Origin of the sequence: Micromonospora sp. CA-244673, assembly GCF_050948395.1 — a bacterium.
GTDB lineage: Bacteria > Actinomycetota > Actinomycetes > Mycobacteriales > Micromonosporaceae > Micromonospora.
In genome coordinates this window covers 2830868-2848288 of the sequence record NZ_CP192019.1, presented here as the reverse complement: position 1 = coordinate 2848288, position 17421 = coordinate 2830868, and the positions used below count along the sequence as shown (strand labels likewise).

At 74.5% G+C, this 17421-nt stretch carries 15 protein-coding genes; 5 read left to right on the top strand and 10 right to left on the bottom strand.

What is annotated here, in order from left to right; all coding sequences use genetic code 11:
- Nucleotides 1–87: 87 nt before the first annotated feature.
- The 3 genes from ACQP12_RS13310 to ACQP12_RS13300 all read right to left on the bottom strand — a co-directional run bounded on the left by ACQP12_RS13310 (nucleotide 88) and on the right by ACQP12_RS13300 (nucleotide 5000).
- Nucleotides 88–2673 (bottom strand): discoidin domain-containing protein, encoded by a 2586-nt coding sequence (locus ACQP12_RS13310; protein WP_433287865.1) that lies wholly within the window; start codon nucleotides 2671–2673, stop codon nucleotides 88–90.
- Between the two features lie 211 nt (nucleotides 2674–2884).
- Complete coding sequence (locus tag ACQP12_RS13305) at nucleotides 2885–4216, bottom strand: extracellular catalytic domain type 1 short-chain-length polyhydroxyalkanoate depolymerase (RefSeq protein ID WP_433287863.1); 1332 nt, start codon at nucleotides 4214–4216, stop codon at nucleotides 2885–2887.
- 205 nt (nucleotides 4217–4421) lie between these two features.
- Nucleotides 4422–5000, bottom strand: a complete 579-nt coding sequence (locus ACQP12_RS13300; RefSeq protein ID WP_433287861.1) for a TetR/AcrR family transcriptional regulator — start codon at nucleotides 4998–5000, stop codon at nucleotides 4422–4424.
- Between the two features lie 46 nt (nucleotides 5001–5046).
- Between ACQP12_RS13300 and ACQP12_RS13295 the strand changes: the two genes are divergently transcribed.
- Nucleotides 5047–5610 carry a GNAT family N-acetyltransferase gene (locus ACQP12_RS13295; RefSeq protein WP_433287859.1) on the top strand — a complete coding sequence of 188 codons (564 nt, stop codon included), beginning with the start codon at nucleotides 5047–5049 and terminating at the stop codon, nucleotides 5608–5610.
- Here ACQP12_RS13295 and ACQP12_RS13290 read toward each other — a convergent pair.
- Nucleotides 5607–6590: an NAD(P)-dependent alcohol dehydrogenase gene (locus ACQP12_RS13290; RefSeq protein WP_433287857.1), complete on the bottom strand. Its 984-nt coding sequence runs from the start codon at nucleotides 6588–6590 to the stop codon at nucleotides 5607–5609. The genes ACQP12_RS13295 and ACQP12_RS13290 overlap by 4 nt on opposite strands.
- A 102-nt stretch (nucleotides 6591–6692) precedes the next feature.
- Here ACQP12_RS13290 and ACQP12_RS13285 point away from each other — a divergent pair, with 102 nt between their 5' ends.
- Nucleotides 6693–7424: a TetR/AcrR family transcriptional regulator gene (locus ACQP12_RS13285; protein ID WP_433287855.1), complete on the top strand. Its 732-nt coding sequence runs from the start codon at nucleotides 6693–6695 to the stop codon at nucleotides 7422–7424.
- On the opposite strand, the gene ACQP12_RS13280 is transcribed toward ACQP12_RS13285, so the two are convergent.
- The gene (locus ACQP12_RS13280) at nucleotides 7421–8311 is read right to left on the bottom strand and encodes a winged helix-turn-helix transcriptional regulator (RefSeq protein ID WP_433287853.1); all 891 of its coding nucleotides are present in this window, start codon (nucleotides 8309–8311) and stop codon (nucleotides 7421–7423) included. The two genes, ACQP12_RS13285 and ACQP12_RS13280, sit on opposite strands and share 4 nt — an antisense overlap.
- An 83-nt stretch (nucleotides 8312–8394) precedes the next feature.
- On the opposite strand from ACQP12_RS13280, the gene ACQP12_RS13275 reads away from it, so the two are divergent.
- Nucleotides 8395–9657: an MFS transporter gene (locus ACQP12_RS13275; protein ID WP_433287851.1), complete on the top strand. Its 1263-nt coding sequence runs from the start codon at nucleotides 8395–8397 to the stop codon at nucleotides 9655–9657.
- A 10-nt stretch (nucleotides 9658–9667) separates the two neighbouring features.
- Here the strand turns inward: ACQP12_RS13275 and ACQP12_RS13270 are convergent, their stop codons facing one another.
- Entirely contained in the window at nucleotides 9668–10039 is a 372-nt protein-coding gene (locus ACQP12_RS13270) for a winged helix-turn-helix transcriptional regulator (protein ID WP_433287849.1), read from the bottom strand.
- A gap of 54 nt (nucleotides 10040–10093) precedes the next feature.
- Between ACQP12_RS13270 and ACQP12_RS13265 the strand changes: the two genes are divergently transcribed.
- Nucleotides 10094–10939: an MBL fold metallo-hydrolase gene (locus ACQP12_RS13265; protein ID WP_433287847.1), complete on the top strand. Its 846-nt coding sequence runs from the start codon at nucleotides 10094–10096 to the stop codon at nucleotides 10937–10939.
- 22 nt (nucleotides 10940–10961) lie between these two features.
- On the opposite strand, the gene ACQP12_RS13260 is transcribed toward ACQP12_RS13265, so the two are convergent.
- From ACQP12_RS13260 to ACQP12_RS13250, 3 genes are all read right to left on the bottom strand, one after another.
- Nucleotides 10962–12035: a DUF4037 domain-containing protein gene (locus tag ACQP12_RS13260; protein WP_433287845.1), complete on the bottom strand. Its 1074-nt coding sequence runs from the start codon at nucleotides 12033–12035 to the stop codon at nucleotides 10962–10964.
- A gap of 156 nt (nucleotides 12036–12191) precedes the next feature.
- The gene (locus tag ACQP12_RS13255; RefSeq protein ID WP_433287843.1) at nucleotides 12192–13049 is read right to left on the bottom strand and encodes a haloalkane dehalogenase; all 858 of its coding nucleotides are present in this window, start codon (nucleotides 13047–13049) and stop codon (nucleotides 12192–12194) included.
- A gap of 16 nt (nucleotides 13050–13065) precedes the next feature.
- On the bottom strand, nucleotides 13066–13527 hold the full coding sequence (locus ACQP12_RS13250) for a MarR family winged helix-turn-helix transcriptional regulator (protein WP_433287841.1): 462 nt from the start codon (nucleotides 13525–13527) through the stop codon (nucleotides 13066–13068).
- A gap of 90 nt (nucleotides 13528–13617) precedes the next feature.
- Here ACQP12_RS13250 and ACQP12_RS13245 point away from each other — a divergent pair, with 90 nt between their 5' ends.
- A complete protein-coding gene (locus ACQP12_RS13245; RefSeq protein WP_433287839.1) occupies nucleotides 13618–14541 on the top strand; it encodes a 5'-3' exonuclease in 924 nt (307 codons plus the stop codon).
- A 32-nt stretch (nucleotides 14542–14573) separates the two neighbouring features.
- On the opposite strand, the gene ACQP12_RS13240 is transcribed toward ACQP12_RS13245, so the two are convergent.
- The gene (locus ACQP12_RS13240; RefSeq protein ID WP_433287837.1) at nucleotides 14574–17375 is read right to left on the bottom strand and encodes a DEAD/DEAH box helicase; all 2802 of its coding nucleotides are present in this window, start codon (nucleotides 17373–17375) and stop codon (nucleotides 14574–14576) included.
- Nucleotides 17376–17421: the final 46 nt, after the last annotated feature.

The window sequence follows — 17421 nt, the reverse complement described above, 5'->3', positions numbered from 1 at the left end:
CCGCTGGTTCCCCGTTCGGGGTCGCGTACCCGCCGGGGCCCCCGTCATGCGCGGGGGCGGCGGGTCTCCCCACCGCCCCCGGCACGGTCACGGGTAGCTGACCACGTTCACGGGAACGGTGTTCGTGCCCTGCGCGGTGCCGCCGGTGTCGTTGATGACGTGGGTGATCGAGCCGTTGCCGCCGAGCGAGACGGTGAGCAGGCTGTGGAACCGTACGCCCGCCCTGGCCGGCGCCTCGAAGCCGTGGTACGCCGCGATGGTCGGGTCGACGTTGAAGTAGCAGTAGCTGCCCATCCCCCAGCCCTCGAACGAGGTGACCGCGTCGGCCACCTTGAACGCGGCGTAGCCGACCCGGGAGCCGTTCATCCAGGCCGACGCGCTCGGCGGGTCGTACGGCAACTCGTTCTGGAAGAAGATGACGCGCCCGTTGTTGCCGTTCCAGATCACCTCGTGCTTCTGGTAGTGCTCGACGAACAGGCCGAGCCCGGTGACGTTGTTCCCGTTGACGATCAGGCCGGTGTCGGCGGTGTTCACGGTCCAACCGATGCCGGTGCCGTGGTCGCCGCGCCACGCCCAGATGTGGTCGATCAGCGCGTCGTTCTGGTTGACCACCAGGCTGGTGGTGGCCTTGCCCGCGCCGGCGCCGCCGATCCGGAAGAACACGTCCTGGATCGAGGTCGGGTTGGCGGCGTGGCTCGCGGTCGAGCCGGCCGCGCCGATCTGGAGCAGCACCGGCGAGTTGACCGGGCCGGCGTCGAAGAGCAGCCCGGCCAGCCGGACCCCGTCGACGTCGGCCACGCTCATGGGAGTCACCCCGTTCTGCGGGATCAGCGTCGGGTAGCCGACGCCGAGCACCACGGTGCCGGGGCGGTTGACCGTGATGGTCTGGTTGACCGGGTAGACACCGGGGGTGAAGAGCAGGTTCAGGCCCTGCGCCAGCGCCGCGTTGATGGTGGCGGCCGAGTCGCCCGGCTTGGCGACGTAGAACTGGCTCAGCGGCACCGAGGTGCCGGGGGTGGCGCCGCCCAGCCAGGACGCGCCGCTGGCGTTGGTCCGGGTGGACGGGACGAACACCTGGTAGTTGCCGCCGCCGTCGAGGTACAGGTATGGGATGTCGCGGCTGACCGGGGTCTGCGCCAGGGTGGTGTACGCCGGGTTGGGGAAGCTGGTGGCCGGCGCACCGGCCACGCCGGAGTTGGTCATGTTCCACACGGCGTTGAGGTAGCCGCCGACGTTGCTGTCCCGGGTATACCACTGCTGCTGCGAGTACGGCTGGACCACGCCGGTGACCCGGCTGTCCGCGATGTAGCCGCCGCTGGCCCAGCCGTAGCCGTTCGGGGCCAGGTTGAGGTCACCCTGGATGTCCATGCGGCGGAACGGCGCGGCCTGCGAGACGGCCCACCGGGTGAACCCGGCCGACGGGAACACCTGCATGTTCGACGCCGACCGCCAGAAGTTCTGGGTGGCGTTGCCGTTGAACCAGCCGGCGTCGACGGTGACGTCGCCGTGGATCCGGACGTCGCCGGGGTTCCGGCCGAGCCCCATGATCGAGGTGTAGAAGCCGATCTGCGCGTTGATGCCGGAGTAGTCGCCCGGCTTGAACATGAGCGCGTACCGCTGGGTGCCGAACTGGTTGGACTCCTGGGTGCGGAAGACCGCGTCGAGCTGGCTCTGGATGCTCGCGCTGGACATCGACGGGTCGAAGGTGATGACGTTCGGGCCGAGCGAGCCGCCGCCCGGGATGGTGCCGCCGCCGGTCGTGTTCACGGTGAGCTCCCAGAGCGAGTATCCCCAGCCGGTGGCCCGGGCGGTGCCGTACATCCGCACGTATCGGCCGGAGCCGCTGACAGTGAGGGTGTCGGTCCCTCCGTCCCCGGTGGTGGTGGCGTACACGGTGGTCCAGGCGGCGCCGTCGGTGGAGGTCTGGATCTGGTACGCCCGCCCGTAGGCGGCCTCCCAGTTCAGAACGACCCGGCACAGGGTCCGGACGCTGCCGAGGTCGACCTGGAGCCACTGGGGATCGCTGGCGGCGCTGGCCCAGCGGGTGGTGGCGCTGCCGTCGACCGCCGCCGTGGCGAGGGTGCCGGCGTTCTCGGTGGACGAGGCGGTGGCGGGCCGGCCCTGCGCCGCGTTGGTCGCGGTGTCGCAGCCGGCGCCGCCGCCGGTGATGCCGTAGACCTGGAACTCCCACAGCGAGTAGCCGTAGGCGGTGGCCCGGGCCGTGCCGGTCATCCGCACGTAGCGGCCGGTGCCGCTGACCGTGAGGTCGTCGGTGCCGCCGTCGCCGGCCGCCGTGCTGAACACGGTGGTCCAGGCGGCGCCGTCGGTCGAGGTCTGGATCTGGTACGCCCGCGCGTACGCGGCCTCCCAGGCCAGGGTGACCCGGGAGACGGTGGCGGTGGCGCCCAGGTCGACCTGGATCCACTGGGGATCGCCGAAGGCGCTGGACCACCGGGTGCCGGTGTTGCCGTCGGTGGCGTTGCCGGCCGGGGTGCCGGCGTTCTCCACCGAGGAGGCGGTGGTGGGCCGCCCCTGGGAGAGCAGCGGGTCGGCCGCCCGGACCGGGGACGGCGGTGCCACCAGTGCCACGGTGGCGAGCAGCGCGGCGAGCACGGCGAGCGGCCGGCGCAGCGGTGGACGGGATGGACGGTGGTGCGGCGGGACGGGTGACATGGGCGTCTCCGTGGCGGGGGTGGTGGGGGCGGAACGACGGACGGGCAGCAACGTGTCGCGGCCGTCGTTCCGCTGGACCCTTCCTCCGGACAGGGATACATGTCAATTCTTCGACGCCGTGTCCGAGACTTTTTTCGCGCCTTGTGAAAAGTCCGGAACTAAGCCCGGGGCGGCCGCCGGGAACGCCCTCCCGGCGGCCGCCGCGCGGAGCTCAGGCGAGCGTGCAGGGGGTGCCGTTGAGGGCGAAGGAGGTGGGCCTGCCCGTGTTGCCCGTGTGGGTGGCCTGGAAGCCGATGCTCACCGAGCCGTTCGGGGCGATGGCGCCGTTGTAGGAGACGTTGCGGGCGGTCACCGCCCCGCTGGCCGGCGCGTACGTGGCGTTCCAGCCGTTGGTGATGCTCTGCCCGGCGGGCAGGGTGAAGGCGAGGCCCCAGCCGTTGACCGCCGTGGCGGCCGTGTTGGTGATCGTCACGGACGCGGTCAGCCCGGTGTTCCACGCGTTCACCGCGTACGCGACCCGGCATCCGCCCGAGGGCGGCGGCGTGCTCGGCGGCGGCGTCGTGGGCGGGGGGCTCGTCGGCGGCGGGCTGGTGGGCGGCGGGCTCGTCGGCGTCGTGGTGTCCAGGCCGAAGAAGCGCACGGCCTGGGCCGCGTCGACCGGCAGGTTGTGCGAGACGCCCTGCATGCTGATCGCCTCGACCGTCGCGGTGCCGCCGGTGCCGCCGTAGCGGGTGCGGGTGTAGCCGGCCTGCGGGCTGTCCGTGTACGCCGGCGTCTGGCCCAGCCCGTTCACGTCGGTCCACTGCTTGATCTCTTCGGTGAAGTTCGGGTAGCGCAGCGTCTCGTCGTTGGTCCCGTGCCAGAGCTGCATCCGGGGCCGCCGCCCGCTGTATCCCGGGTACGCGTTGCGCACCAGGTCACCCCACTGCTGCGGGGTCTTCACGACCTGGCCGTTGGCGCACTCGCTGTTCCACTCGGAGCCGTTGGTGGTGGCGAAGCAGCCGAAGGGCACCCCGGCGAAGGCCGCGCCGGCGCTGAACACGTCCGGGTAGAGCCCGAGCAGCACGTTGGTCATCATCGCGCCGGAGGAGACGCCGGTGGCGAAGATGTGGTTCGGGTCGACGGGGTACCGCTGCCGCACGTGGTCGACCATCGACTTGATGCCGACCGGGTCGCTGCCGCCGTCGCGGCGCAGCGCCTGCGGGGAGGAGACGTCGAAGCACTGGCTGCTCCGGGTCACCGACGGGTAGACGACGAGGTAGCCGTACCGGTCGGCCAGCGCCGCGAACTGGGTGCCGGAGTACATGGCCGGCCCGGTGCCGGTGCAGTAGTGGTTGACCACGAGCAGGCCCGGCCGGGCGGCGACGGTGTCCGGGACGTACAGGTACATCCGCAGGTTGCTCGGGTTGGCGCCGAAGTTCGTCACCTCGGTCAGCGCGGCCGCCGCGGCGGGGCCGGGGGCGGTCACCGCCGCCAGGGCGGCCAGCCCGGCGGCGACCACGGCGGCGCCGAGCAGTCGGAGCCTTCTCCTTCTGGGCAGCATGGCATCTCCTCAGGTGGTGGGGACGCCGCGCAGGGCGGGGTGCGCCCGCGGCGTGCTCGCCGGCGAGGCGCCTTCGACGGCGGCCCGGACCCTCGGAGACGAGATAGACGACCGCGAATCAACGCGGTCCGAGTCGGAGTCTAGGCCCCGGCCACGGGGCCGACAACAAGTTCCGGAAACGCTCGGGCCGCCGGCCCGGATCCGGTCAGGCGGGGAACAGCTCGGCGAGGAAGCGGTCGAGCAGGGCCACCTGCCGGTGGGCCGGAAAGGCCGCCGGGTCGAAGAGCGCCTGGACGACCAGGCCGTGCGCGAAGGCCGCGCAGGTGGCCACCAGGTCGTCGGGGTCGAGCCCCGGCCCGGGCAGCGCGGCATCCACATGGGACCGCAGCCGCGCCCGCCACCGGTCGTAGCGGCGGCGCTGGTCGGCGGCGAACTCCTCGTCGGCCAGCGCGCCGTCCCAGTAGCTGACCCAGACCCGGCTCATCACGGTCGCCTCGTCGGTCAGCGGCAGCACGTCGAGCAGGGCGGCCCGCAGCGCGGACCGGCCCTCCCCCGCCGCGGCGTGGCGGTCGCGCGCGTCGGTGTGCCGCTCCGCCACGTCGACGGCGTGCCGCACCAGGGCCCGCTTGTTCGGGAAGTAGTGGGTCAGCAGCCCGGTGGAGACACCCATCTCGGCGGCGACGGCCCGCAGCGTCAGCCCGCCGAAACCGCGGGCGGCCAGCACCCGCCAGACCGCCGCCGAGACGTCGGCGCGGCGGGCGTCGTGGTCACCTCGGGCCGGCATGGGGCTAGAGTACATAACAAACGTTCGGTACGCACCTTGGAGCGACATGTTCTCCCTTCCCCTCACCGACCGGGCCACCCTGGAGCCGCTCGCCCCGTGGCAGGCGGCGGAGTTCGCCGAGTTCGTCGCGCGCACCCGCCCCCACCTCGCGCCCTGGCTGCCCTGGGCGCACACGATCACCGACGCCGACACCGCCCGCGCCTTCCTCCAGCGCTACGCCGACGCCCAGGCCCGCGACGCCGGCTCCATCCACGGCATCCGGCTGGACGGGAAGCTGGTCGGTGGCACCCTGTTCCGCACCTTCGACGCCGCGGCCGGGGTCTGCGAGATCGGGGTCTGGCTCGCGCCGGAGGCCGAGGGGCACGGGCTGGTGACCCGGGCCGCCCAGCGGATGATCGACTGGGCGCTCGGCGAGCGTGGCCTGGCCCGGGTGGAATGGCGGACGGTGCCGCACAACGCCCGCAGCCGGGCGGTGGCGCGGCGGCTGGGCATGACCCGGGAGGGCGTGCTGCGCGCCGCGTTCCCGTTCCTCGGCGAGCGGCTCGACATCGAGGTCTGGTCGCTGCTGGCGACCGAATGGGGTGCCGCCGCGCCGGCGGGCGGCGCCTAGACGGTGATGACGACCTTCGCCCGCGCGTGCTCGCCTTCGAGGTACCGGATGGCCTCGGGCACCTCGTGCAGCGCATAGGTCCGGTCGATGACCGGGGTGAGGCGGCCGGCCTCGGCGTGGGCGCGGAGCGCGTCGAGGTGCTGCCGGCCGGGCGCGGCCGCCAGCGTGGCGATGCGCTGCCGGACGAAGGGAGCCAGCAGCCGCCCGCGCGCGATGAGCCAGACCGGCCCGACGAGGCTGCCGCCGCGGTACACGCCGCCGCCGGAGAGCACCAGCGTCCCGGTCGGGGTCAGCACCCGCCGGAGCGCGCTGAGTGAGCGGTTGCCGACCAGGTCCAGCACGACGTCGTGGCGGCGGGCGTCGCGGGCGAAGTCCTCGCGGGTGTAGTCGACGACGTGGTCGGCGCCGAGCGAGCGGACCAGGTCCACGTTGCGGGTGCTGCACACCCCGGTCACGGTCGCGCCGAGCGCCTTGGCCAACTGGACCGCCAGGGTGCCGACGCCGCCGGAGGCGCCGTTGATGAGAACGCGGTGGCCGGGCTCCACCTGCCCGACGTCGCGCAGTCCCAGGAGGGCGGTGACGCCGGCCAGCGGCAGGGCGGCCGCCTGCTGCGCCGTCAGGTTCGCCGGCGTCGCCGCGACGAGGGTCTCGGGCACGCACACGTACTCGGCGAAGGCGCCGTTGGCCTCGCCGAGGTCACCGAAGACCGCGTCGCCCGGGCGCACCTGCCGAACGCCGGCGCCGACGGCCTCGACCCGGCCGGCGAAGTCCCGGCCACGGACCCGCGCCCGGGGCGCCGACCGGCCCATCGTCAACCGCGCCAGCCGCGGATCGCCGCGCATGGCGTGCCAGTCGTACGCGTTGAGCGCGGCGGCCTCCACCCGTACGAGCACCTCGTCGGCGGCGGGCACCGGCGTGTCCAGCTCCGCGAGCGTGAGCGTCTCCGGCGGGCCGTATCGGTCCTGGACGATCGCCTTCATGTTGCCCTCCTCGGGTGTACGGCGTACACCTCACGGTAGGTGTACGCCGTACACTCGTCAAGGGCGTTATGGTTCAACCGCCGCCGGAAGACGAGGAACGAGATGGCTGAGCAGGCTGAGACGCTGCGCCGGACCCCGTTGAGCAGGGACCGGATCCTGCACGCCGCCGTCGCGCTCGCCGACCTGGCCGGAATCGAGTCCCTCAGCATGCGCAACCTCGCCCAGGATCTGGGCGTCGTGCCGATGGCCCTCTACAAGCACGTGGCCAACAAGGACGAACTGCTCGACGGCATGATCGACGTGGTCGTCGGCGAGATCGACCCGCCGGTGCGCGACGCCGGCTGGAAGCACACCGTGCGCCGGCGCATCCTCTCGGCGCGGGAGATGCTTCGGCGCCACCCCTGGGCGCCGCTCGCGATCGAGTCGCGGAACATGGCGACGCCGGCCCTCCTGGCCTACCTCGACTCGATGGTCGGGGCGTTGCGGGCCGGCGGGTTCTCCACCGACCTCGCGCACCACGTGATGCACGCGATGGGCAGCCGGATCCTGGGCTTCAGCCAGGAGCTGTTCGACGCCTCCCGGCGCGCCGGCCGGTCCGGCGCGACCGACCCGGAGCCACCGGCGGCCTTCCCGCCGGAGGTCGCGGCCCGGTTCCCGCACCTCGCGGAGATCGCCGTGGCGGCGTCCCACGACGACGCGTCGGTCGTGGGGCAGGGCTGTGACGACCAGTTCGAGTTCGAGTTCGCACTGGACCTGCTGCTGGACGGCATCGAACGGCTGCACCAGGAGGGCTGGACGTCGTCCCGCCCTCCCGGTGAACGGCAGGACGGCTAGGCAGCCTCGGCGGCGGTGCGGCGGCGCACCTCGGCGAGCATCCCGTCCACCGAGCCGGCCGGGTCGGTGACCGGGAACTGCACCGCCCGCACCACCGCCTCCGGATCGAGCAGCAGGGTGAGCCGCTTCAACCGGGTCACGCCACCGGCCCGGAAGGTCGGCAGCAGCAGGCCGGCGGCGAGCCGACCGTCCTCGTCGGACAGCAGCGGGAACGGCAGCCGGGCGTGCGCGGCGAAGGCGGCGAGCTCGTCCGGGCGCTGGGTGCTCACCCCCCGCACCTCGGCCCCGGCCGCGCGGAACAGCGGGTGCCGGTCGGCGTACGTCCGTGACTCCAGGGTGCAGCCGGCGGCGCCGGGGATCTCGCCCCAGCCCGGCGGGAGGGCCGGTGTGCCCGGCGCGAACGCCCCCGGGAAGAGGTAGAGCACGGTCCACCGGCCGGGCGCCGCCGGCGGCTCCGCGCCACCGTCGTGCCGGGGCAGGCTCATCGGGGGTACGCGGCGGCCCACCAGCCGGTGCGCCCGGCGTGCCTCGGCCGAGTCCTCGCCGGCCGTGGCGGTCAGCGCGCCGTCACCCATCACGTGCCGGGTGCCCCAGTCCTGGAGGGCGACCAGCACCGGCAGCAGGGCCTCCCCCTTTGCGGTGAGCAGGTAGTCGTGGCGCGGCGGGTGCGCCGAGTAGGGGTCGCGGCGCAGCACGCCGTGCGCGACCAGCCCGCCGAGCCGCTCGGTGAGGGCCCGCCGGCTGACGCCCAGCTCGCGCTGCAGGCCGTCGAACCGGGTGACGCCGCCGGCGATCTCGCGCACGATCAGCACGGTCCACCAGTCGCCCAGCACACCGAGCGCCTGCGCGATGCCGCAGTCGGCGTCGCCGAGGTCCGCCCGTCTCACATCCCACCTCCCGCTCGGCCCGCACCCCCGACTATAGTCCGTTTCAGATTGGAACTCACTGGCTCGGATCGGGGGTTGACGGCATGTCCGTCGAGCAGGGGGCCGGAGTGTTCTGGCGCTGGTGGACCGCCGGCACCACCAGTTCGGTGGGGTCGGCGGTCGGTGCGGTCGCGTTGCCGCTCACCGCGCTGACCGTGCTGGACGCGTCCGCGTTCGAGATGGGCCTGGTGGCGGCCGCGAGCTATGTCGCCTGGCTGGTGATCGGCCTGCCGGCCGGCGTCATCGTCCAACGGCTGCCGCTGCGCGGGGCGCAGGTCGGCGCCGACCTGGCCCGGGCCGCCGCGGTGGCCTCCGTGCCGCTCGCCTGGTGGTGGGGCCGGCTCACCGTGGCCCAGCTGGTGATCGTGGCGCTGGTGGTCAGCTTCGCCAACGTGCTGTTCGACGTCGCCAACGCCACCTTCCTGCCGGCCATCGTCGGCCGCGACCAGCTGCACGCCCGCAACAGCCTCACCTCGGCCACCCACGCCGCCACCCAGCTCAGCGGCCCCTCCCTGGGCGGCCTCGCGGTGCAGGCCCTCGGCGCGGTGCCGGCCGTGCTTGTCGACACGGTCAGCTACCTGGTCTCCGCGGCGCTGCTCGGGTCGCTGCCCGCCCGCCGGGTCGACGCGCCGGACCGCTGGCCCCCGGTCCGCGCCATGATCGGCGAGGGCTGGCGGTACGTCACCCGCCACCCGGTGATGGGCCCGACCATGTGGACCGCCACCGCGGTCAACTTCGTCTGCGGGGCGCAGCTCGCCGTCTACCCGCTCTACCTGGTCCGGGAGCTGCACGCCCCGGCCGCCCTGGTCGGTGTGCTGCTCGCGGTGGAGGGGGTCGGCTCGCTGGTCGGCGCGACCCTGACTCCCTGGATCACCCGGCGGTGGGGCACCGCCCGGTCGCTGCTGGTCGCCTGCGTGGTGGCCGTCGGCGGCGCGTTCCTGGTGCCGCTGGGCACCGGCTGGCCGGCGTACCTCGCCTTCGCCGCCGGCAACGTGATCTTCGCCGGTGGCGTGGTGGTGCTCAGCGTGACCACCCGCACCTACCGGCAGACCGCCAGCCCACCCGACCTGCTCTCCCGGGTGATGGCCACGGTCCGCTTCGTCTCCTGGGGCGCCATCCCGGTGGGCGGGCTGCTCGCCGGTGCGCTCGCCGGGGTCGCCGGAGGCCGGGTCACCCTGTTCTGCTTCGCCGCGGCCACCGCGCTGGCTCCCCTCGCGCTGCTGCTGTCCCCCGTGCGCCGCCTGCGCGACCTGACCGACCTGCGGATCGAGGAGCCGGCCGACCGGGAGAGCGTCGCGGCCCGCTGAGCCCGGCCAGCTAGCCGGCCTCCGCCGCGCCCCAGTCCCACAGCGCCCGGAGAACCGGCAGCAGGGCCCGGCCACGTTCGGTGAGCGTGTAGGTCACCCGGGGCGGCCAGGACGGGGTTCGGTGGCGGGCGAGCACACCGGCCGCGGTCAGCTGGACCAGGCGATCGGTCAGCACCTTGTCCGACAGGGTCGGCAGCGCGTGTGCGAGGTCGCTGAACGAGTGCGGACCCCGGGCGACCGCGCCGATCACCAGGGCGGTCCACCGGCCGCGCAGCGCGGCCAGGGTGACCTCCACCGGACAGGACGGATCGGGGCGGGCGTCCCTGCCGGCGCAGAGCCGGCGCAGGTCCACCCCGTCGTGGCCAACCGTTTGGTGAGTCACGAGACCGCCTCCTAGCGTTCGGCACGGCCGTTCGTCGCCAGCTCAGGGGGAACCATGCGCATCCACCATCTCAACTGCGGCTCCATGCGGGAGGTCGCCCCGCCGTCTGATCCGGACGGCGTGCTCCGGCCGTTGCCCGCAGTCTGCCACTGCCTGCTCGTCGAGACCGACTCCGCCGGCTTGGTGCTCGTCGAGACCGGTTTCGGCACGCTCGACGTCCAGGACCCGCAGGGGCGGCTCGGCCCCGACTTCCTCGCCTGGGCGCAGCCCGTCCTCGACCCGGAGGAGACCGCCGTCCGCCAGCTTCAGCGGCTCGGGTACGGCCCGGCCGACGTACGCCACGTCGTGGTGACCCACCTGCACCGGGACCACACCGGCGGGCTGGCCGACTTCCCGCACGCGCGGGTGCACCTGCACGAGGCCGAGCACCGCGCCGCCACGGTCGTCGGCCACGACCGCTACCTGCCGGCGCACTGGGCGCACGACCCGAGCTGGGTCACCTACTCCAGCGACGACGGGGAGCGCTGGCTGGGATTCGACGGAGTCCAGCAGCTCGACGGCCTACCGCCGGAAATCCTGCTGGTGCCGCTGGCCGGGCACACCCCGGGACACGTCGCCGTGGCGGTGCGACGCCCCACCGACGGCGGCTCGGCGTGGCTGGTCCACGCCGGCGACGCCTACTTCTACCAGGGGGAGGTCCAGCCGGGGCTGCCGCCAACCCCGTCGATGTTCGACGTCCTGCAGGCGTCCGTCGAGACGGACCGCCCGCTGCGGCTGCGCAACGTGGGACGGCTCCGGACCCTCCTCGCCGAGCAGCCGGATCAGGTCGACGTCGTCTCCGCGCACGACCCATGGGAGTTCGCGCGGCACCGGCAGGAGGCTCCGGCGAACCGGGCCTGACGGCCGGCCGGACCGTCGGCGCTCAGTCCGGCAGGACGGCGTCGGCGACCCGGCGCGCCCGCGCCGGGCGGGTGAGCACGTCGACGTTGTCGAGATACTGGTCCACCGCGCCGACCGGCGGGCGGGCGCGCAGCACCGGGTCCGCGATCGCGGCGCGCAGCGCGGCGGTGAACCGCTCGGCGTGCAGGACCAGGAACGGCCGGTCGTGGAACGGCCGGGCGGCCGGGTCGACCGGCGCGGCCAGCCCGGTGTCGTTGGTCCACGCCGCCACCGTCTCCAGCGCCTGGACCAGCCCGGCCTGCCGCCGGGGCCACCCGCCCGGCCCGAGGGCGACGGTCAGCGCGTCCACCACGGGCGCCGCGGCCGGCAGCGCCGCGAAGACCGTGCCGAGCCATTTCGCGTACGGGGGCCAGCGGCGGTGCAGCAGCAGGCCGAGGCGCATCAGGTCGCGGGCGAGCCCGGCGATCACCACCCGGCTGCCCAGTTCGTCACCGACCTCGGCGCAGCGGCCGGCCAGGTGCTCGGCCTGCCCGACCCGCTGCCACCCGGCCGCCAGCACGTGCCGCCAGACGTCGTCCGGATACCACGCCAGGCGGGCCCGGACGCCGGTGAGCGCCCCGCCCAGCCCGTCGCGGAACACCGCCCCACCGGTCAGCTCGGCGAGCCGCTGGGTGGGCACGGCCAGCCAGTCCGCCACCGTCATGCCGGCCCGCGGGTCCCCGCCCAGCCGGTCCCGCAGCCACGCCCCCAGCTCGTCGACGCTCACCCCGAGCCGCTCGCCGTCGGCGCGGGCCACGCCGAGCCGGACCGTGGGGCCGCCGGTGAACCGGGTCGGCCAGCCGAGGAACTCGGCCGGCAGCCCCGCGTCGAGAACCGCCCGCACCGGCGCCACCTCGGCCGCGTCGGCGACGAAGAGCTGGGTGCGCGGCCCCCAGTCGTGGTCGGTCGACCGGGGCGTGTCCAGGCCGAGCAGCTCCGAGCCGCCGTCGAGCAGCCCGGCCGCGTAGCGCAGGCCGGGCAGCCGGCGGGCCAGCAGCGGGGCGACCACCTCGTCGTGGAACCGGTGCGCCAGGGTCAGCCCGGGTACGAACGTCACCCCGCCAGTCTGCGCACCCGGCGCCGGCCGCGCCGCCCGGTTTCGCCCTCGGGCCCGGCCAGCGGCGGTGGTGGCGGTCCCGCCGCCCGGTTTCGACCTCAGGCCCGGTCGGTGGAGGCGATGGGTCCCGCCGCCCCGGTTTCGACCTCGGCCCGGTCAGCGGAGGTGGTGGCGGTCCGCCCAGGCGGAGATGGCGGCGGCGATCTCGGCGGGGCGGTCCTCCGGCGCGTGGTGCCCGGCCGGCCCGCAGGCGACCGTCTCCAGGGCCGCCATGTTCCGCGCACACCAGTCGGCCAGCTCCGGGGTGATCAGCAGGGTCGGTGAACCCTCGAAGGTCAGCAGCAGCTTGGGCACGTCGTCGCTGGCGGCCAGCCACCGGTCGTAGGCCTCGATCCGGGCGACCAGCTCGGCCGGCTCGCCACCGAGCGGCATCTGGCGCGCCCAGGCCAGCAGCGGCCGCCGGCTCTCCCGGGTCGGGTAGGGCGCCAGGTAGGTCTTCAGGTCCTCCTCGCCGACCGGCCGGAGCACCCCGCCGGTGAAGGCCTGCCGGACCAGCAGGTCCTCATCGAGCACGAGCTGCTCGCCGACGCCCGGTGTGCGGATCGCCTCGGAGCGGGCCCGGGCCTGCGGCGAAAGGTCGCCCCACGCCATCGGCTTGACCATGGTCTCCAGGAACGCCACGCCGCGGACCCGATCGGGGTGCCGGGCCGCCCAGTCGAAGGCGAGCGCGCCGCCCCAGTCGTGCCCGACCAGGACCACCCGGTCCAGGTCGAGCGCGTCGAACCAGGCGTCGAGGTAGCGGGCGTGGTCGGCGAAGAGGTACGGCGAGTCGGGCTTGCCGGAGCGGCCCATGCCGATGAGGTCGGGCGCGAGCAGCCGGCCCGCCCCGAGCCGGGGCAGCACCCCGCGCCAGGTGTGCGACGAGCCGGGGTTGCCGTGCAGGAGGACGAACACCGGCCCGGTGCCGGTCTCCTCGTGGTGGATGGTCGAGTCGAGCACCTGCGTCTCGGGCATGTCCGGCACTCCTTCGTCAGTCGGGTGGGTCGAGCGGGGTGTCCAGCAGCGCGGTCAGGTCCCGGACGAACCCCGCCGTCCGCGGGTCGTCCCGACCGCCGAGGGGGGCGAGCAGCTGGCCGAGCAGCGCCTGGACGGTGTCGATGGCGGGGCGGACCACCTCACGACCCCGGTCGGTCAGGGTGAGCCGGACCGCGCGGCTGTCGGCCGCGTCGCGCTCGCGCCCGACCAGCCCGTCGGCCTCCAGGGCCCGGGCCAGCTTCGACACGTAGAGCGGCTCCAGGCCGGTGTGGTCGGCCAGCTCGCGCTGGCTCGGGTGCAGGCCGGCGCGACGCATCCCGTGCAGCGAGGAGAGCAGCACGTACTGCGCGTGGGTGAGGCCGAGCGGGGCGAGGGCCCGGTCGACCGCCACCCGCCAGCGCATCGCCAGCCGCCAGACCAGATGGCCGGGGCTGGGACCGATCGGGGTTCCCTCCATGGCCGAAACAGTACATGTACATGATGTACATGGCTAGTATTTTCCGGTCGCGTCCCCCACCTCGTCGGTGGGCTGTGCCAGGCTGTCGGCGTGGCACACCGACCCCCGATCCTGCTGATCGACTCCCCGAGCCTCTACTTCCGCGCCTACTTCGGCATCCCCGAGTCGGCGGCGAAGACGGACGACGGCCAGCCGGTCAACGCCGTCCGCGGCTTCCTCGACATGCTGGCCCAGCTGGTCCGCACCCGGCGGCCCGACCGGATGGTCTGCGCGCTCGACCACGACTGGCGGCCGGCGTGGCGGGTGGAGCTGCTGCCGTCGTACAAGGCGCACCGGGTGGCGCCGCAGGGCGGCGAGGTGGTGCCGGACACGCTCTCCCCGCAGGTGCCGATGATCCTGGAGGTCCTCGACGCGCTCGGCATCACCGCGGTCGGCGCCACCGGCTACGAGGCCGACGACGTGCTCGGCACCCTCTCGGTCACCCAGCCCGGCCCGGCCGAGGTGGTCTCCGGCGACCGTGACCTGTTCCAGCTCGTCGACGACGAGCGCCAGGTGCGGCTGCTCTACGTCGGGCGCGGCGTGGCCAAGCTCGACGACTGCGACGACGCCGCGGTGCGCGCCCGCTACGGCGTCCCCGCCGACCGCTACGCCGACTTCGCGGCGCTGCGCGGCGACCCGAGCGACGGCCTGCCCGGCGTGCCCGGGGTGGGCGAGAAGACCGCGGCCCGCCTGATCGAGCGCTACGACGGCCTGCCCGGCATCCTCGCCGCGCTGGACGACCCGGGCTCCGGCTTCGCCCCCGGGCTGCGCACCAAACTCAACGCGGCCCGGGACTACCTGGCCGTCGCGCCGAAGGTGGTCCGGGTCGCCCTCGACGTACCGCTGCCGGACCTGGCCAGCGCGTTGCCGGCGGCGCCGGCGGACCCGGACCGGCTGCTGGAGCTGGCGCAGCGGTGGAACCTCGCCGGCTCGTGCCGGCGCCTCGTGGACGCGCTCGCCATGCCCCGGTCCTGACGGCCCGGCCGGGCCGCGTCGGCCCGGCCGGATCAGGCGGCGGCGTGGTAGGCCAGCACACCCCGGTTGACCGCGGCGATCGCCTGCCGGGCGGTGGAGCGCAGCTCGGTGGAGGCGCCGCCGGAGTCGGCGAGCTGGCCGAGCAGGTCGACCACCTGCCGGGCCCAGCGGACGAAGTCGCCGGCCGGCATCTCGCCGTCGATCTGGTGCCCGCTGGCGAGCACCTTGGCGAGGGCCTCGCCGCGCGCCCAGCGGTAGATCGGCCAGGCGAAGCCGAGGTCCGGCTCGCGGGTGACGGCCAGTTCGCGGGAGGCCTCGTCCGCCTCGATGTCCCCCCACAGCTTCAGCGTCTCGTCGACCGCGTCGACGACCGCGCCGCGCGGCAGCGAGGCCCGCTCGTCGACGTCGCGGCGGGCCTCGAAGACCACCACCGAGACGGCGGCGGCCAGCTCGGCCGGGGAGAGCCCGTCCCACACCTTGCGGCGCAGGCACTCGGCGACCAGCAGGTCGGCCTCGGTCCAGATCCGGCCCAGCATCCGGCCCGCGTCGGTGACCTCGCCGTCGGCGGACAGGTAGCCACGCGAGGTCAGCAGCGCGACGATCCGGTCGAAGGTGCGGGCCAGCGAGCCGGTCCGCCCGGCCACCCGCTGGCGCAGCTCCTCGGTGTCACGCTCCAGGCGGCGTCGCCGCTCGGCCCAGCGGGCGTGCTCCTCCCGGTCGGGGCAGGCGTGGCAGGGGTGCCGGCGCAGCTCGGTGCGGAGCTGGCTCAGGCGGTGGTCCTCGCCGACCGCCTGCCGGGAGCGCCCGCCCCGCCGGCCGCCGTGCCGGTCCAGCCCCGTGCCGCTGACCTCGGCGGCCAGGTCGCGGCGGGCCGCCGGCGAGCGGTGGTTGAAGTGCTTGGGCACCCGGATCCGGGCGAGCACCTCCGCCGGGGTGGTGAAGTCGCCGGGGGTGACCCGCCCGGCCCACCGGTCCTGCGTGAGCACCAGCGGGCGGGGCTCGCCGAAGCCGCCGGTGGCCGGGTCGAGCACCACGGCCAGGCCGGCCCGCCGGCCCGAGGGCACCCGGATCACGTCGCCCACCCGCAGCCGCTCCAGCGAGGCGACGGCCGCCGCCTTGCGCTGGGTCTGGCCCTGCCGGGCGATGGCGCGCTCCCGGTCGGCGATGGCCACCCGCAGGGCGAAATATTCGTCGAAGTCGCCCTGGTGGCAGGACGCGTCGGCGCCGTACGCCTCGATGGTCTCGGTGTTGCGCTGCACCTGCCGGGCCAGGCCGACCACCGACCGGTCGGCCTGGAACTGCGCGAAGGAGGACTCCAGCAGGGCCCGGGCCGGCTCCGCGCCGACGGTGCCGACCAGGTTGACCGCCATGTTGTAGGAGGGCCGGAAGCTGGACCGCAGCGGGTAGGTGCGGGTGGAGGCGAGGCCGGCGACGTGCCGGGGGTCGGTCTCCGGCGACCAGACCACCACGGCGTGGCCCTCGACGTCGATGCCACGCCGGCCGGCCCGCCCGGTGAGCTGCGTGTATTCGCCCGGGGTGAGGTCGACGTGCGCCTCGCCGTTGAACTTGACCAGGCGCTCCAGCACCACGCAGCGGGCCGGCATGTTGATGCCCAGGGCGAGGGTCTCGGTGGCGAAGACCGCCTTGACCAGGCCGCGGACGAACAGCTCCTCGACGACCTCCTTGAACGCGGGCAGCATGCCGGCGTGGTGCGCGGCGAGCCCGCGCTCCAGCCCGTCGAGCCACTCCCAGTAGCCCAGCACGGTCAGGTCCTCGCCGGGGATGGCGGTGATCCGCGACTCGACCACCTGGCGGATCTCGGTGCGCTCCTCGGGCGAGGTGAGCCGCAGCCCGGCGGCGAGACACTGCTGGACGGCCGCCTGGCAGCCGGCCCGGCTGAAGATGAACAGGATCGCCGGGAGCAGGTTCTCCCGGTCCAGCCGCTCGACGATGTCGGGGCGCATCGGGCCGCGCCAGCGGGGTCCGCGCCGGCCCGCGCCGGGGCCGGCGCTGCGCCCCTCCCCCAGCTCCAGCCGGCGCACGGTGTCGCGGGTGTAGCGCAGCAGCTCGGGGTGGACGTCGTGCTTGCGGGCCGCGTCCGCGTCGTGGAACAGGTCGAACATCCGCTTGCCGACCAGCATGTGCTGCCAGAGCGGCACCGGGCGGTGCTCGCTGACCACCACGGCGGTCTCCCCGCGCACGGTGACCAGCCAGTCGGCGAACTCCTCGGCGTTGGAGACGGTTGCGGAGAGCGAGACGAGGGTGACCGAGGCGGGCAGGTGGATGATCACCTCTTCCCAGACGCCGCCGCGGAACCGGTCGGCGAGGTAGTGCACCTCGTCCATCACCACGTAGGCCAGGCCCTCCAGGGTGGCCGAGCCCGCGTAGAGCATGTTGCGCAGCACCTCGGTGGTCATCACCACCACGGGCGCGTCGCCGTTGATCGCGTTGTCGCCGGTGAGCAGGCCGACCTGCTCGGCGCCGTAGCGGTCGACCAGGTCGTGGTACTTCTGGTTGGACAGCGCCTTGATCGGCGTGGTGTAGAAGCACTTGCGCCGGGTGGTCGGCCCGCCGCCGCCATCGGCCGCCGCCGGCTTCCCGGGGGCGCCGCGCAGCGCCAGGTGTACGGCGAACTCGCCCACCACGGTCTTGCCGGCGCCGGTGGGCGCGCAGACCAGCACGCCGCTGCCCCGTTCCAGGGCCTCGCACGCCTCCCGCTGGAAGTCGTCCAGGTCGAACCCCAGATCGAGCGCGAACTCGTCCAGGGCCGGAAAGGCGGAGGCCTGCGCGGCCCGGCGGCGCGCCGCGACGTACCGCTCGGCGGGACTCGACATGTCCCCAAGATTAGTTGGTGCCGACGACGGCCACCGGCCAAGGCCG

Coding starts and splice junctions, on each gene's coding strand:
- ACQP12_RS13310 (WP_433287865.1), bottom strand. CDS start 2,673: ATGTCACCCGTCCCGCCGCACCACCGTCCATCCCGTCCACCGCTGCGC.
- ACQP12_RS13305 (WP_433287863.1), bottom strand. CDS start 4,216: ATGCTGCCCAGAAGGAGAAGGCTCCGACTGCTCGGCGCCGCCGTGGTC.
- ACQP12_RS13300 (WP_433287861.1), bottom strand. CDS start 5,000: ATGCCGGCCCGAGGTGACCACGACGCCCGCCGCGCCGACGTCTCGGCG.
- ACQP12_RS13295 (WP_433287859.1), top strand. CDS start 5,047: ATGTTCTCCCTTCCCCTCACCGACCGGGCCACCCTGGAGCCGCTCGCC.
- ACQP12_RS13290 (WP_433287857.1), bottom strand. CDS start 6,590: ATGAAGGCGATCGTCCAGGACCGATACGGCCCGCCGGAGACGCTCACG.
- ACQP12_RS13285 (WP_433287855.1), top strand. CDS start 6,693: ATGGCTGAGCAGGCTGAGACGCTGCGCCGGACCCCGTTGAGCAGGGAC.
- ACQP12_RS13275 (WP_433287851.1), top strand. CDS start 8,395: ATGTCCGTCGAGCAGGGGGCCGGAGTGTTCTGGCGCTGGTGGACCGCC.
- ACQP12_RS13265 (WP_433287847.1), top strand. CDS start 10,094: ATGCGCATCCACCATCTCAACTGCGGCTCCATGCGGGAGGTCGCCCCG.
- ACQP12_RS13255 (WP_433287843.1), bottom strand. CDS start 13,049: ATGCCCGAGACGCAGGTGCTCGACTCGACCATCCACCACGAGGAGACC.
- ACQP12_RS13250 (WP_433287841.1), bottom strand. CDS start 13,527: ATGGAGGGAACCCCGATCGGTCCCAGCCCCGGCCATCTGGTCTGGCGG.
- ACQP12_RS13240 (WP_433287837.1), bottom strand. CDS start 17,375: ATGTCGAGTCCCGCCGAGCGGTACGTCGCGGCGCGCCGCCGGGCCGCG.